The organism is Sulfitobacter undariae (genome assembly GCF_014196805.1).
Taxonomy (GTDB): Bacteria; Pseudomonadota; Alphaproteobacteria; order Rhodobacterales; family Rhodobacteraceae; genus Sulfitobacter; species Sulfitobacter undariae.
This window is the reverse complement of the sequence record NZ_JACIEI010000001.1, coordinates 105,240-118,277: the sequence shown is the minus strand read 5'-3', so window position 1 is coordinate 118,277 and position 13,038 is coordinate 105,240. Positions and strand designations below refer to the sequence as shown.

Here is a 13,038-nt window from a genome sequence, read left to right as displayed (position 1 = left end):
TCGGTGACTTTCCCCGATATCGTGCAAGCGGTATCGGGTTTTTCGTGAACTGCGCTGGCGCTTTACGGCGCGAGCACAACCGCCTCAACGCGTCTGTTGGCCTCACGTCCAAGCTCTGTCTGGTTGGTCGTAATCGGGGAAAGATACCCCATGCCTTCAGCCTCAAGCCGCGATGCTGCGATGCCGTAGGCGTCAATCAGGCGACGACGCACCGCATTGGCACGGCCACGCGACACTCCGATATTCACATCAAGACCACCGACATTGTCCGTATGCCCCACCAGCGCCAACCGCATATCAGGCGCATCCCGCAAGGCCTGCGCCAATTGTTCAATAATCGCAAAAGGCCCAGCGCCCAGATTTGATGTTCCCGTATCAAAATCCAAAGCAGACAGAACCACATAGCCCTGTTGCACAAGCGTCTGTGACAAACTGCCGTCAATTACTGCGCCACCAATAGCAGGCACATCCGCCGTGGGCTGCACATCGGTATCCGTATTCTCACTGCCCGCCTGAATGATCTGCACAAAAGACGCGCCATCGGACGCGCTGGCGATGATATTCACAGCGCGCGTTGGCGCGGTTTTCGGCCCGATCACGGCTGTCAGTGCATTAAAACTGCGGATGTTGACCTGCATGTTAGGCGCGGGCAGAATTTCGGCGGCAAAGCGGAAATCATAGCCGCCACATTCCTGCGCACCGCAATCCAGCACAATATCGTATCCCGCAGCGACAAGCTGATCTCGCAAAGGCGCGATCAGCTGAAGCGGCGTCAGCCCGCCCACATCAATACGCCAAGAACTGCGTGCCACTTGCCCCTCAATAGCCACCGTAGGCAAACTGTCATCTGCAAAAACACCGATGGGCACCAGGAATCTGTCTTGTTCGGTATCCCGCGTTATCATTTGGCGCGCACCTGACGGCAGGCGCAGCTCAACCGCTTGAGCCGCACCCGCCAGCACAATCAGTAACGCAACTATGCCTGCCTTCATCGTGATTGCGCGTGGTATTCTTTGTTCGGGCGCATGTCAGAGGCGCTGGCCACGCGGTTTGTCATGTTAAAGAAGGCCGCCACCGAGGCGATATCCCAGATGTCACGATCGCTAAAGCCGATTGCCCGCAGCGCTTCTCGGTCATCTTCTTCGATGATCTCGGGCGCTTCGGTCAGCTTGACCGCAAAATCCAGCATCATGCGCGTTTTCGGGTCCAGATCAGCAACACGGTAGTTCATCACCAGCGTTTCGCCCAAAATCGGATCACCAGACAGTTCACGTACAGCCGCCCCATGCGATGTGAGGCAATAGAAACATTTGTTCACCGCAGAAACGACAACCGCAATCATCTCGCGCTCAAGCTTGCTGAGGTTGCTATCGCCCAACATCAGATCGTTATACAGCGCGGTGAATGCGTTCAGTTTGTCGATATCAAACGCATAAGACCGCAGCACATTCGGGATCATGCCCAGTTTGTCTGTACAGATGTCAAAATACTTTTGCGTCGCTTCAGGCAACGGATTGACCATAGGCAGATCAAGGGCGGTTGGTGCATCATCAGACATAGAAAGTTCCTTTACTCAGGTGATTGACGGTAATGATAAGTGCCTGCGCGGGTAAAGCCCAGCTTGGTATAGAGCGCGTTAGCGGGTTTATTATCGGCAACGCATAAAACGGCAAGATGCTGCGCACCTTGCTTGGCCCCCCAAAAGGCAGCAGCACGCATCATCCACTGGGCAACACCCAATTTGCGTTGATGTGTCAGCACCTCAACCGCATGCACCATCGTGACGCCATTGTGCACAGCAGCAAAGGCCACCCCTGCGGGTTTTTCATTCCAACGGGTCAAGATGCCTGTCTTAACCTTGGCACGGTCCATCACAGCCAAACGTTCAGCCCCGATGCCACCACTGGCCCAAATCTCATTCATGATCGCCAGTGGTTTCCAAATGGAAAAACACGTCACACGCGGGACGGCTTGATCCGTCAACAGATCAATCGGCGCGACATAAACCACAACTTCGTCGATGCAGTCATAGCCACGTGTCGCCAGCAGCGCATCCAGTGCCTCTTCGCCTTCGCGGATCATGAACAGGCTGCGCTGGCCAATAGACTGCATAGCAGCTTCGGCTTGCACAACATCGGCCTCATCCACCTCACCAAGAGCGGTCGCCGCGCTGACCCGTTTGCCGCCCCCCGCACCATCGCGCAGGGTCCAGGGCCCTTCAACCCAGGTCCGTTCTGGCGGCCACGTGCCTTCGCTGACATCATAAAGGGTTGCGATATCGGGGATCATGCAAAAGCCTCCGCCAGTTTGGCCATCGCCTCATCCAGCATTGCCGTATCCTGCCCGCGAATGACCAGCGTCGCCCCGTATTTCCCATCCCGCTGGAAGGGATAACTGCCCATAGACAGCGCAGGATAAGCCGCAGCCAAAGCACCAAACGGCCCCGCGATATCGCCCTCACCACGGTGAACGGTCAGCGTTTTACTGATCAGCGGCGCACCTCCGGTTAGGGTCGGCAGCACGCTTGCCACCATCGCCTTAAACACACTCGGCACACCCGCCATCACATAGACGTTTTCAATTTTAAACCCCGGCGCAGAGGAAACAGGGTTTTCGATCAAGTCAGCATCCGCAGGGATACGCGCCATACGCAACCGCGCTTCGTTCATTTGCGTGCCTGATTTATCGTAATGCGCTTGCAGGATCGCACGGGCATCATCGCGCACATCAATACTTTGGCCAAAGGCCTGCGCCATACAATCAGCCGTAATATCATCATGTGTCGGCCCGATGCCGCCAGAGGTGAACACCGTGTCATATGCCGCCGACAAAGCCCGCACTGCATTGATGATCGCCTCTGCATCATCCGCAACGATACGCACTTCGGCCATAGTTATCCCGACCTCGGCCAACTCACCCGCCAAGTGATGCATATTCGCGTCCCGCGTCCGCCCCGAGAGGATCTCATCCCCGATCACCAACATTGCTGCCGTTGGATTTGTCATTTCGCCTCTCCTTGAGCCTGCCTTGTTTACGGTATAGCCCCAAGTCATGCGCTTTCAAACCGATCTTGTCCCTGCCCGCCTCATCCGACGCTATAAACGCTTTCTGGCCGATTGCAGGCTCGAGGACGGCAGCGAGGTAACAGCCCATTGCGCCAACCCCGGATCAATGATGGGGCTGGCGATTGAGGGCAGTAAAATATGGCTGGAACCCAATGACGACCCCAAGAAAAAGCTGAACTATGGCTGGCGTCTGGTGGATCATGAGAACGACCATTTCACCGGCGTTGATACCTCTCTTCCCAACCGCGTTTTGCGTGCAGCGCTAGAAGCACGCCAAGTCGCGCCGCTGGCGGCCTACGCCACCGTGCGACCCGAAGTGAAATATGGCACCAATTCGCGGGTCGATTTCCTGCTGACCCAAGAAGGTCTGCCCGATGCCTATGTTGAAGTGAAATCCGTCACGCTCAGCCGCAGCAGCGGGTTTGCAGAATTTCCCGACTCAGTCACCACACGGGGCGCGAAACACATGAACGAACTGGCCACAGTTGCACGTGCAGGCCACCGTGCTGTGCTGCTTTATCTGGTGCAGCGCACCGATTGCACCCACGTCGATATCGCCGCAGATATTGACCCGACTTATGCCGCCGCCCATGCAGATGCCACAAAAGCAGGCGTTGAAACCCTGTGCCTCGGCACACACATCACACCCCAAGGCATCACCCTTGCCGCCCCTCTGGCCCTTGGCCGCCCTACAGGTTACACAGCCGCCAACAAATGATGGAGAGCCCCGTGTCAGATATTCACAAAGGTCGCACAACAAAAGATGGCATCCGCATCCATGAGGCTGCGGATTTTGATGGCATGCGTGCCGCAGGCCGCCTTGCCGCGACCATCCTAGACGAAATTGCCGAACATGTCGTGCCGGGGCAAACCACTGCCGCGATCGACAAAATCATCGAAGACAAAGTAAACGCAGCAGGCGCAAAATCTGCGACCATCGGATACAAAGGCTATCAACACGCCAGCTGTATCTCGATCAACCATGTCGTGTGCCACGGCATTCCGGGCGACAAAAAGCTGAAAGACGGCGATATCGTCAACATCGACGTCACTGTCATTGTGGACGGCTGGTTTGGCGATACATCGCGGATGTATGTGGCAGGCAAACTGTCCCGTAAGGCCGAGCGCCTGATCGACATCACCCACGAAGCCCTGCTGAAGGGCATCGAAGCCGTGAAACCGGGGAATACCTTTGGTGATATCGGCCATGCAATCCAGACCTTCGTCGAAGGGCACCGCATGTCAGTGGTCACTGACTTTTGCGGTCATGGCCTTGGCCGCGTGTTTCACGCGCCGCCAAACGTGCTGCACTATGGCAAAGCAGGAACCAAACCTGTTCTGGAACCCGGCATGTTCTTCACAATTGAACCGATGGTGAACCTTGGACGCGCCGAGACCAAGACACTGGCCGATGACTGGACGGCTGTGACCCGCGACAAATCTCTGTCAGCGCAATTCGAACACTCCATCGGTGTGACAGAAGACGGATGCGAAATCTTCACGCTGTCGCCATCAGGCAAGTTCCACCCAACGTATTAAGGCCTCAGGCGCGGCGGACTGTGGGCGTAGGCACCAATTGACAGACACAAATCGTAAAGGGCCGATGTGGCGCCACACGCCCCAATCAGGCTAGAGGCATGTGGCGCGACACATACCTCTTCCTTTTTGGATCGCTAAATCATTGATTATCAACCATCGGCAAAACACACTGCGCACCAACCTTACCTTTTGCGCCCCATAGAGTTGCCTTTTCCCGAAAGCGGTCATGGGTGCAAATTGCAGCGGAAGGCAGATTTGAGCCCATTGTGAACGATGCTGCAAAATGCATGAATGTCTGTTAACGATGAATGTCTGATTTTGGAGAAAGGCTCTAACGATGTGGGAAAAGTGCTGCGCGGCTGCAATGTTGCTTGTGTTGTGTTGTGGACTTTTCTCTCCTGCGCAGGCGCATTCGCCATACTTTGGTCAACGCGAGAAAATTAATAGTCCAGACTTTGAAGCTATAGAGTTTGCTGTGCTGTACGGGGATGGCATAATCTTCTCTAATCCGGCGCAGGTTGTTGTCTTTGATAGTGAGGGTCATCTGTTGGCTGCGACGCCTCTGTCGACAGCTTTGCTTATTCGATGCGACAGATCAGACGTACAACCTACTTGTCTTGCCTATGACGAATTGCAGGGGATTGTGTTTGAACCTGAATACGAAAAATGGGCGCAAGGCAGGATAATTGAAGAAGAAGGCAGACCGCCTCGTGATGCTTATCCAGAATATTTGGATATTGAGTATGGCTTCGCTCAACGCCCTGCGACGTTTATCGAAAAAATATCTTTCAGTGCAGTGAGTATGGTGAATTCACCAATTGCCACACTTCTGTCTGTTCTTTGGTGGGCTATAGCTTGGTCATTTGTTGCCCGCCCTTTTTGGCGGTGGAAGCGCAATGGGTTGCAAATAATACCACTTAAAGGATGGTCAGCTGCTTTGACTGTTCTTAGTATTCTGGCTTTTTTGGGAATGAGCTTCTTGGCTGCTTGCGCATGGTTGATACAGCCATACTCAATCCATTTTCTCTTTTTTGTTTTCATCTTAGGCGCGGTTATCGCTGTGGTTCTCACGCGAAGAAAAGCCGTCGTTGAAGCCGACTAATCGAAGGGCCGTTTTGTCCCGCATTGCAGACCTCGCTATTGAGCGCAACGAATGTCAGCAACCGCCCATATCCCCGTAAACACAGACCTAGGGGCAGGCGTTCTGAAACGCTCTGCTCAAAACCAGTTTGAAAGGGAAAACATGGCAGACATCATCATAATCGATCAAAGGCAAAACTATGTGTCGTTTCGCAAGGCGTGCACGATACAAGCCGTCAGGCCGTGCACGCCTCTGTCCATAGGTCAGGACCCTTAGGTCAAATCTTGCGCTAACATCAGCGCGTTTCCATCGGGGTCATAAAACGTCGCGGTCTTGACCATGCCCTCGACAACATCCGTTTCCCCGTCAAATTTCACATTGGCTTGCTCCAGCTTCTGACGGGCACTGTCCAAATCACTAATCCCAAAGACAGGTACACAATTACCTGGCGCAGGTTTTGTATGCTCCCCAAGGCCGATTGTGACGCCGTTGGTTTTTGTGTTCAGCTCAGACCAACCAGCCTCATCAGCGTGGTAAACTACCTCAAACCCCAGCATGTCCTGATACCATTGCGCGCTGGCGTGACGATCTGAAACCGACATCGCAATCGTGATGGTGTCTTCCAAAGAAACAAGCGCCATAGTCTTTCCTTCTGATTCAAAATATACTAACTATACTTTATGGACATTAAGCTTTTTGTCAACATCACTTCAAGAGCATGGGCATTGCCCATTCTGGCAAACCTTCACGCAGGTATAGCAGGCCGACAGGCAACATTGCTGACCGCAACAGGGGCCAGCCGAACCGCGTTTTCCAAAAGCATGGATCACTTGATTGAAATCGGCCTGTTAGAACGCAACCCCGGGCACGGCCACCCGCTGCGCCCCGAATTCCGCCTGACGCCACTTGGAAAAGGTGCAGCCGAAATGGCGCACAACATCCACAGCGTCACGCGCGGGGAAGATCAGACCCTGCTGCGCCGCACTTGGACAGTGCCAATCCTGACCTCACTTTACAGACCACGCCACTTCAACGAAATCCGCGGCACTTTGCCCGCCATCACAGATCGGGCTTTGTCCCAGTCATTGATATCCATGGAAGATAGAAACTGGGTGCGCCGAAGCGTCATTGAAACGGCCCGCCCCCCGCGCCCGATCTATTCTGCGGTCAATGCTGGCGAGATGATCAGCAGGATCACAGGCCCTGAAATTTCATTGGTGACATAACCACGGCGCCTTAGGGCCTGTTAGGCTCGAATTAGGCCCAATATTAGGCCGTCCAAAATCGTATGCCATGTTTGTGCACGGCAGGTGTACACCTCAATCGGCCTTCAAAAAGGTTACATGGGTATCGCCGTATTTACGGCGGTCCTCACGCGTGAACCCCTGCGGCGCATCCATCGGCGCGTTTTCTTCCCAGACAATCAGCGCGTCTTTTGCCAACCAGCCGCCTGCACGCGCAGCCGTCAATGCCTGCTGCCCCATGCCTTTGCCATATGGCGGATCAAGAAACACAAGATCAAAGGGCGCAGCAATCCAAGCGCCCAACTGCGTCGCGTCATTACGCATCACCGTTGTTTGGTGCTCAACGCGCAGCTTCTTGATATTCTGCGCCAGCAGTTTTTGCCCCACGCGGCCATTCTCCATAAAAACAACCTCACGCGCCCCACGTGATAGCGCCTCAAGCCCCAGCGCGCCCGTACCCGCAAACAGGTCCAAGACCCGCGCATCATGGATCACGCCCAGATGGGCCAACATCGAAAACAAGCTTTCGCGCACACGGTCGGACGTGGGCCGCAAATGCGCCTCCGCGTCACCTGCACCTACATCGGCCAACACCGTACCGCGGCTTTTCCCTGCAATGATCCTCACGCTTTTAGCAATGCTTTGATATCCGTTTCCATATCGGACACCATAGAGGGCGCAGGGGATTTACCGCTTTCGATCAATCGCTTACCCACCATATAGCCACGCGGATCATTTGCGGCATCTACAGCCAGTAATGTATCCCCCTGATAATACCAGAACGATACCGGACCCGGTGCCGCGCCCCGTGTCACCACATTGTCGTAACCCGTGTTCAGCCCCGCAATCTGTAATTTCACGTCGTATTGATCCGACCAAAACCATGGCTTGGCGGTGTAATCTTTACCCGCCCCCATCAGGTTTTCCGCAATGGTTTCAGCCTGCTCAATGGCATTTGGAACACTTTCCAACCGGATGCGTACATCACGGTAGGGAAAGGATGCACAATCACCTGCAGACCAGACGTGCGGCACGCTGGTGCGCCCATGGCTATCAACCGCAATCCCGTTATCCAACGCAATCCCCGCCGCCTCGGCCAGCGCTGTGGCAGGGGCGACGCCAACGCCGACGATCACAAAATCAACGGCCAGTTCGGTGCCATCTGTCAAGGTTGCGCCGCTCACAGCGCCCTCCCCTGTCAACCGCTCCAACCCGATGCCTTCGCGGATATCGACGCCGTGTCCCTTGTGCAGGGCACGAAAGAAATCAGATGTCTCTGGCGCTGCGACACGCTGCAAAATGCGCGGGGCCATCTCAACCAATGTGACCTCAAGCCCCAGCTTCGCCGCAACAGAAGCCGCCTCAAGCCCGATGTAGCCACCGCCGACAATCAACACACGCGCCCCCGTCACAAAGCGCGGGGCCATGGCATCGACATCCGCCAAACCGCGCACAACATGTACACCATCCAACGCGCCCCCCATCGAAGCGGGCAAGCGATGCGGGATTGATCCGGTGGTCAGCACCAGATCATCATAGGTCAAAACCTCATCTGTCAGCGCAATCTGGCGGGCGTCTGTGTCAATGCTTTGCACCGTTGCGCCCAGCCGCAGATCAATGCCATGTTCAGCGTAGAAACTATGCGGGCGCAAATACAAGCGCTCCAACGCCATGTCGCCCAGCAGATACGCCTTCGACAATGGTGGGCGCTGATAGGGAGGCTGATCCTCGGAGCCGATGAGGGTGATTTTCCCATCAAAGCCGCCATTGCGCAGCTTTACCACACAAGACGATCCCGCCTGCCCTGCTCCGATCACTACGATATGGCGCATGGATATTCTCCTCTAATGCACTGGTCCCGTCCGCGTGCAGACCCTATATCTGGAGTAAGGCCAAATACAATCACATGAAAGGTTCCCCAATGCCAATTTCCCAAGGTGACACGCTGCCAGACGCAACACTGGTACAAATGGGCCCCGAAGGCCCAACACAAGTAAAGATGAGCGAGAAGACCAAAGGCCGTAAGGTTGTGGTATTCGCCGTTCCCGGTGCCTTCACGCCCACTTGTCACTCCGCCCATGTGCCCAGCTTTGTGCGTACCAAAGATCAGTTCGACGCCAAAGGCGTGGACGAAGTGATCTGCGTCTCGTGCAACGATCCCTTTGTCATGCAGGCATGGGGCGAAGCGACAGGCGCAAACGCCGCAGGCATCACAATGCTGGGTGACGCATCATCCGAGTTCACCAAAGCCATCGGCATGGATTTCGACGCAGCGCCGGCTGGCCTTGTTGCCCGCTCCAAACGCTACGCAATGCTGGTTGATGACGGCAAAGTAACGCTGCTTCAAGCCGAGGAAAATTCCGGCGTATGCGAAGTATCAGGCGGCGAAAGCCTGCTCGACAACATGTAAACGAAAAAGGCCGGAGCATTTCACCGCTCCGGCCTTCACTACTTATTTGGCTTGGATCATTGTCCGCGTCGGGAACGGAATATCAATTCCGCCTGCATCCAATGCTTCTTTGACATTACGGGTCATATCCGCGCGAAAAGCGAAATACACCGACGCATCACACCACACCCGCACCAGAAAATCGACTGAGCTATCGCCAAGATTTGTCACCTGAATGAACGGTTCTGGCGATGTGTGTGCTCTTTCATCCGCCATGATCGTCTCGCGGATGATGGTTTCTGCTTCTTTCAGGTTCGCACCATAACCCACACCGAATTTCCATTCGGCACGGCGGATCGTGTTGGTGGAGTAGTTTGTAATGATATTGCCCCAAACTTTTGCATTGGGGACAATCACCTGAACATTGCTCAAATCCGCCATTTCAGTAAAGTTCAGGCTGATCTCTTTGACTGTCCCCATCATGCCAGCGACCTCAACAAAATCACCGATTTTGATCGGGCGAAACAGGATCAACATGACCCCTGCTGCCACGTTAGAGAGCGTACCCTGCAAAGCCAGACCAATTGCCAGACCCGCAGCACCGATGATGGCCACCACTGATGTCGTCTGTACGCCAAAGGTGTTCAGCACAAACAGGATCGTGAATCCCATAATAAAATAACGTGCGATCGAGGCTAAAAACTCGAACAACATATCATCAAGATGCCGGTTCTTCTTGCTGAGCCAGACAATACGCCGCTGCGCCCAAGCGGATAGGAACCAGCCCACCAACAAGATCGCAACAGCCCCCAGAACAGAGCCCGCAGCCGAAGCCAAAAATTGCAACGTCAGAAGATCGGATAGCGTTTTGCCATTCATAATCTCCGCACTCATTAACTTATTAAGCGTTTCCATACTCTTACAATCCGTCCATTTTCCGTGCCAGTTTCGCGTCCAACGTGCTTAACCCGTCAACCTCATGCGTCGATAGGGTAACAACCACCGTGTCATAACAATTTGCCCATTCGGGGTGGTGATCCCATTTTTCGGCCCAGATCGCTACGCGAGTCATCCAGCCAAAAGCATCCGCAAAATCCTTGAACTTGAAGGTTTTGACAATCGCGTCACGCCCTTCAACCATTTCCCAGCCCGTCTGCCATAACGGGTCCAGTAACGGGCCTCGCGTTTCGGCGCTCAATTTCTCTGTCATTCCTGTTCCTCAACTTCTACTTTTTTAAAGGGGCCATATTCCGTCAGCACCTCGATTTCTTCTTCAACGGCTGCGCGCTCCGCCTCCAGATAATCGCCCACAGCGCGGGCAAATCCTGCGTCCCGCATCCAGTGCAAAGACCATGTAGGCGTCGGCAAATACCCCCGCGCCAGCTTGTGTTCACCCTGTGCGCCCGCCTCGACCGCGCCCAATCCCATTGAGATTGCGATATCAATGGCTTGGTAATAGCACAACTCAAAGTGCAAACAGGAATGATGTTCAACACAGCCCCAATACCTGCCGTATAGCGCATCTGCCCCGACAAAGTTCAGCGCCCCTGCAATCCATTTGCCATCACGCTGCGCCAAAACCAGTGCCAGATCATCGCGCAGTACGTCTTGGGCGATATTGAAAAACTCCCGCGTCAAATAGGGTTGCCCCCATTTACGTGCGCCGGTGTCTTGGTAGAACTCCCAGAAAGCGTCCCAATGCTCGGGCAGCAGATCATCGCCCGTAAAGGTCTGGATGCTACCGCCAAAGCTTTGAGCCGTCGCGCGTTCCTTGCGCATGTTTTTACGTTTACGGGAGCTCAACGTGGCAAGAAAACCATCGAAATCCGCATACCCTTGGTTACGCCAGTGAAATTGCTGCGTTTTACGCACCATCAGGCCCAATTCTTGCGCAAGGGCGGCTTCCTTGCCCGTGCAAAAAGTGGCGTGAAGGGAGCTGATATTGTTGTTTTCCGTCAACTGCACAGCGCCCTGCACCAGAGCATTAAAGCCCGCCTCTTCAAAGCCTTCCCGTGTAAGAAACCGACGACCCGTTGCTGGCGTATGGGGCACCGCGATCTGGAGCTTGGGGTAATAATGCCCACCCGCATGCTCATAGGCATGCGCCCATGAGTGATCGAAAATATACTCACCCTGCGAATGGGATTTCACATAAAGCGGTGCAACCCCGATGATCTGCCCTGAAATGCGTGCGGTCAAATATTGCGGCTGCCACCCTGTGCCAGCCCCCACACTGCCGCTGTCCTCCAGCGCCTTTAGAAATCGATGTGTGGTGAAAGGATCAATAGGTCGCGCACCGCCTGCCGCCTCTGGGCAAGCGCAGGCATCCCAATCCGCTGCATCAATCTGAGACAGCGAATTGACAATGGTGATTTCGACCTCTTGTGCGCTCATGCCATTATCCGCTTGCTGTGCTACCTTTTAAGGTGGGGCGACTTGCGCAATCTTCAAGCGTCGATTGCAGCCAAATAGCCCTCAAACGTGATGTTATCCGCCACGCGCCGCGCTGCCGCCTCTTCTTCGGTGCTGCGGATCGTCCAGCTACAGATAACCGCCCCCTCTTGCTTGAGTTCACCGACTCGCGGATTGTCCAGATCATCAGCCTCATGGCTGATGAAACAGGCACCAACGCGACTGTAATCGGGGATCTCCCGCAGCGCGTCACAGGTGGCTGTGGGCAGCGGCCAATCCATGGGGCGATAGGAACAGGTGGTAATCCCACGGGGCACATCCGGACACAGCTGCTGCATCATTGCGACAGAATGGGGATTAAACGACATCACGGCCACGTCCCCTTGATAGCCTTGGAGCGCTTGCGCCGTGGCACGCTCTAGCGCGCCAACATTGGTGCCCATGGCACCGTCTTGATCCTTCACTTCGACCAACAACGGCACCTGCCCCGCGACCAAGGCCAGAACCTCGCCCAGATCAGGGATCGTTTCATCCCCCCCCCGCAGCGGGATTGCTTTGAGCGCCGCAGCACTAAGCAAACGCACAGGGCCTTTCGCCTCGGTCAGGCGATCAAGCTGATAGTCGTGAAAGACCATCGCCACGCCATCGGCGCTTAACTGCACGTCAATTTCAATCCCATAGCCTGCATCGATCGCAGCCTGAATAGCCGCGCGAGAATTCTCAGGGCGACCATTTTCGATATCATGCAGCGCACGGTGCGCCAGCGGTTGCGTTACAAAGCTGCGTGGTAGTAGTTTTGCGGTCATGATACTTCAAAGATGCCTTCGATCTCAACAGCAACGCCCATCGGCAGTGCAACGGCGGATACTGCCGAACGTGCGTGACGGCCAGCATCACCCAGCGCCTCAACCAGAAAGTCGGAACAGCCATTGATCACTTTGGGCTGATCGGTGAAATCTTTGGTAGAGTTCACAAATCCGGTCAGTTTCACAACGCGCACAAGGCGATCCATATCGCCCCCACATGCGGCCTTCACCTGCGCCAACAATTGCAGTGCACATGTTTTTGCCGCCGCAGCGCCGTCTTCAATGCTCATATCGTCGCCCAGAACGCCTGTAATCAACCCGTCGTCATTGCGCGAAATCTGTCCCGACACATAGACGATATTTCCGACCTGCACAAAAGGCACATAGTTGGCGGCGGGAGCGGATGCGTCAGGTAGGGTGATGCCCTGATCGGTCAGGCGTTTTGCTAGGCTCATGGTGTGGGTCCTTTGATCGATTATACTGGCCGGACGCTAGCCTTGTT

At 54.9% G+C, this 13,038-nt stretch carries 17 protein-coding genes; 5 read left to right on the top strand and 12 right to left on the bottom strand.

Annotated features, from left to right (window positions below; translation table 11 throughout):
* Positions 1-62: 62 nt before the first annotated feature.
* From GGR95_RS00560 to GGR95_RS00545, 4 genes are read right to left on the bottom strand one after another with little or no spacing between them, the layout of a single operon-like run.
* On the bottom strand, positions 63-992 hold the full coding sequence (locus GGR95_RS00560) for an OmpA family protein (RefSeq protein WP_184561712.1): 930 nt from the start codon (positions 990-992) through the stop codon (positions 63-65).
* Entirely contained in the window at positions 989-1,558 is a 570-nt protein-coding gene (locus GGR95_RS00555) for a peroxidase-related enzyme (RefSeq protein ID WP_184561710.1), read from the bottom strand. The genes GGR95_RS00560 and GGR95_RS00555 overlap by 4 nt, the downstream gene beginning before the upstream one ends.
* 11 nt (positions 1,559-1,569) lie before the next feature.
* A complete protein-coding gene (locus GGR95_RS00550; RefSeq protein ID WP_184561708.1) occupies positions 1,570-2,289 on the bottom strand; it encodes a GNAT family N-acetyltransferase in 720 nt (239 codons plus the stop codon).
* The gene (locus GGR95_RS00545) at positions 2,286-3,005 is read right to left on the bottom strand and encodes a competence/damage-inducible protein A (RefSeq protein ID WP_184561705.1); all 720 of its coding nucleotides are present in this window, start codon (positions 3,003-3,005) and stop codon (positions 2,286-2,288) included. Before GGR95_RS00545 ends, GGR95_RS00550 begins: the two co-directional genes overlap by 4 nt.
* A gap of 46 nt (positions 3,006-3,051) precedes the next feature.
* Between GGR95_RS00545 and sfsA the strand changes: the two genes are divergently transcribed.
* The 3 genes from sfsA (at position 3,052) to GGR95_RS00530 (ending at position 5,706) form a co-directional block, all read left to right on the top strand.
* On the top strand, positions 3,052-3,783 hold the full coding sequence (gene sfsA, locus GGR95_RS00540; RefSeq protein ID WP_184561703.1) for a DNA/RNA nuclease SfsA: 732 nt from the start codon (positions 3,052-3,054) through the stop codon (positions 3,781-3,783).
* Entirely contained in the window at positions 3,783-4,604 is an 822-nt protein-coding gene (gene map, locus GGR95_RS00535; protein WP_425506369.1) for a type I methionyl aminopeptidase, read from the top strand. Before sfsA ends, map begins: the two co-directional genes overlap by 1 nt.
* Positions 4,605-4,941: 337 nt before the next feature.
* Positions 4,942-5,706, top strand: a complete 765-nt coding sequence (locus GGR95_RS00530) for a hypothetical protein (protein WP_184561699.1) — start codon at positions 4,942-4,944, stop codon at positions 5,704-5,706.
* Between the two features lie 251 nt (positions 5,707-5,957).
* Here GGR95_RS00530 and GGR95_RS00525 read toward each other — a convergent pair whose 3' ends face one another.
* Entirely contained in the window at positions 5,958-6,326 is a 369-nt protein-coding gene (locus GGR95_RS00525) for a VOC family protein (protein ID WP_184561697.1), read from the bottom strand.
* 39 nt (positions 6,327-6,365) lie between these two features.
* Between GGR95_RS00525 and GGR95_RS00520 the strand changes: the two genes are divergently transcribed.
* The gene (locus GGR95_RS00520) at positions 6,366-6,911 is read left to right on the top strand and encodes a winged helix-turn-helix transcriptional regulator (RefSeq protein WP_184561695.1); all 546 of its coding nucleotides are present in this window, start codon (positions 6,366-6,368) and stop codon (positions 6,909-6,911) included.
* Between the two features lie 93 nt (positions 6,912-7,004).
* On the opposite strand, the gene rsmD is transcribed toward GGR95_RS00520, so the two are convergent.
* Together rsmD and GGR95_RS00510 are read right to left on the bottom strand one after the other, a co-directional pair.
* Positions 7,005-7,556, bottom strand: a complete 552-nt coding sequence (rsmD, locus tag GGR95_RS00515) for a 16S rRNA (guanine(966)-N(2))-methyltransferase RsmD (RefSeq protein WP_184561693.1) — start codon at positions 7,554-7,556, stop codon at positions 7,005-7,007.
* The gene (locus GGR95_RS00510; protein WP_184561691.1) at positions 7,553-8,761 is read right to left on the bottom strand and encodes an NAD(P)/FAD-dependent oxidoreductase; all 1,209 of its coding nucleotides are present in this window, start codon (positions 8,759-8,761) and stop codon (positions 7,553-7,555) included. Before GGR95_RS00510 ends, rsmD begins: the two co-directional genes overlap by 4 nt.
* Positions 8,762-8,850: 89 nt before the next feature.
* Here GGR95_RS00510 and GGR95_RS00505 point away from each other — a divergent pair, with 89 nt between their 5' ends.
* A complete protein-coding gene (locus tag GGR95_RS00505) occupies positions 8,851-9,339 on the top strand; it encodes a peroxiredoxin (protein ID WP_184562738.1) in 489 nt (162 codons plus the stop codon).
* 42 nt (positions 9,340-9,381) lie between these two features.
* Here GGR95_RS00505 and GGR95_RS00500 read toward each other — a convergent pair whose 3' ends face one another.
* From GGR95_RS00500 to GGR95_RS00480, 5 genes are read right to left on the bottom strand one after another with little or no spacing between them, the layout of a single operon-like run.
* Positions 9,382-10,233 carry a mechanosensitive ion channel family protein gene (locus GGR95_RS00500; RefSeq protein ID WP_184561689.1) on the bottom strand — a complete coding sequence of 284 codons (852 nt, stop codon included), beginning with the start codon at positions 10,231-10,233 and terminating at the stop codon, positions 9,382-9,384.
* Positions 10,234-10,237: 4 nt separating this feature from the next.
* Positions 10,238-10,528 (bottom strand): 4a-hydroxytetrahydrobiopterin dehydratase, encoded by a 291-nt coding sequence (locus GGR95_RS00495; RefSeq protein WP_184561687.1) that lies wholly within the window; start codon positions 10,526-10,528, stop codon positions 10,238-10,240.
* Entirely contained in the window at positions 10,525-11,712 is a 1,188-nt protein-coding gene (locus tag GGR95_RS00490) for a GNAT family N-acetyltransferase (protein WP_184561685.1), read from the bottom strand. Before GGR95_RS00490 ends, GGR95_RS00495 begins: the two co-directional genes overlap by 4 nt.
* Positions 11,713-11,765: 53 nt before the next feature.
* Positions 11,766-12,536 (bottom strand): glycerophosphodiester phosphodiesterase family protein, encoded by a 771-nt coding sequence (locus GGR95_RS00485; RefSeq protein ID WP_184561683.1) that lies wholly within the window; start codon positions 12,534-12,536, stop codon positions 11,766-11,768.
* Positions 12,533-12,991 carry a RidA family protein gene (locus GGR95_RS00480; RefSeq protein WP_184561681.1) on the bottom strand — a complete coding sequence of 153 codons (459 nt, stop codon included), beginning with the start codon at positions 12,989-12,991 and terminating at the stop codon, positions 12,533-12,535. Before GGR95_RS00480 ends, GGR95_RS00485 begins: the two co-directional genes overlap by 4 nt.
* Positions 12,992-13,038 lie beyond the last annotated feature (47 nt).

Coding starts and splice junctions, on each gene's coding strand:
- GGR95_RS00560 (WP_184561712.1), bottom strand. CDS start 992: ATGAAGGCAGGCATAGTTGCGTTACTGATTGTGCTGGCGGGTGCGGCT.
- GGR95_RS00525 (WP_184561697.1), bottom strand. CDS start 6,326: ATGGCGCTTGTTTCTTTGGAAGACACCATCACGATTGCGATGTCGGTT.
- GGR95_RS00555 (WP_184561710.1), bottom strand. CDS start 1,558: ATGTCTGATGATGCACCAACCGCCCTTGATCTGCCTATGGTCAATCCG.
- map (WP_425506369.1), top strand. CDS start 3,783: ATGGAGAGCCCCGTGTCAGATATTCACAAAGGTCGCACAACAAAAGAT.
- sfsA (WP_184561703.1), top strand. CDS start 3,052: ATGCGCTTTCAAACCGATCTTGTCCCTGCCCGCCTCATCCGACGCTAT.
- GGR95_RS00545 (WP_184561705.1), bottom strand. CDS start 3,005: ATGACAAATCCAACGGCAGCAATGTTGGTGATCGGGGATGAGATCCTC.
- GGR95_RS00505 (WP_184562738.1), top strand. CDS start 8,851: ATGCCAATTTCCCAAGGTGACACGCTGCCAGACGCAACACTGGTACAA.
- GGR95_RS00490 (WP_184561685.1), bottom strand. CDS start 11,712: ATGAGCGCACAAGAGGTCGAAATCACCATTGTCAATTCGCTGTCTCAG.
- GGR95_RS00520 (WP_184561695.1), top strand. CDS start 6,366: ATGGACATTAAGCTTTTTGTCAACATCACTTCAAGAGCATGGGCATTG.
- GGR95_RS00485 (WP_184561683.1), bottom strand. CDS start 12,536: ATGACCGCAAAACTACTACCACGCAGCTTTGTAACGCAACCGCTGGCG.
- GGR95_RS00480 (WP_184561681.1), bottom strand. CDS start 12,991: ATGAGCCTAGCAAAACGCCTGACCGATCAGGGCATCACCCTACCTGAC.
- GGR95_RS00495 (WP_184561687.1), bottom strand. CDS start 10,528: ATGACAGAGAAATTGAGCGCCGAAACGCGAGGCCCGTTACTGGACCCG.
- GGR95_RS00550 (WP_184561708.1), bottom strand. CDS start 2,289: ATGATCCCCGATATCGCAACCCTTTATGATGTCAGCGAAGGCACGTGG.
- GGR95_RS00500 (WP_184561689.1), bottom strand. CDS start 10,233: ATGGAAACGCTTAATAAGTTAATGAGTGCGGAGATTATGAATGGCAAA.
- GGR95_RS00530 (WP_184561699.1), top strand. CDS start 4,942: ATGTGGGAAAAGTGCTGCGCGGCTGCAATGTTGCTTGTGTTGTGTTGT.
- GGR95_RS00510 (WP_184561691.1), bottom strand. CDS start 8,761: ATGCGCCATATCGTAGTGATCGGAGCAGGGCAGGCGGGATCGTCTTGT.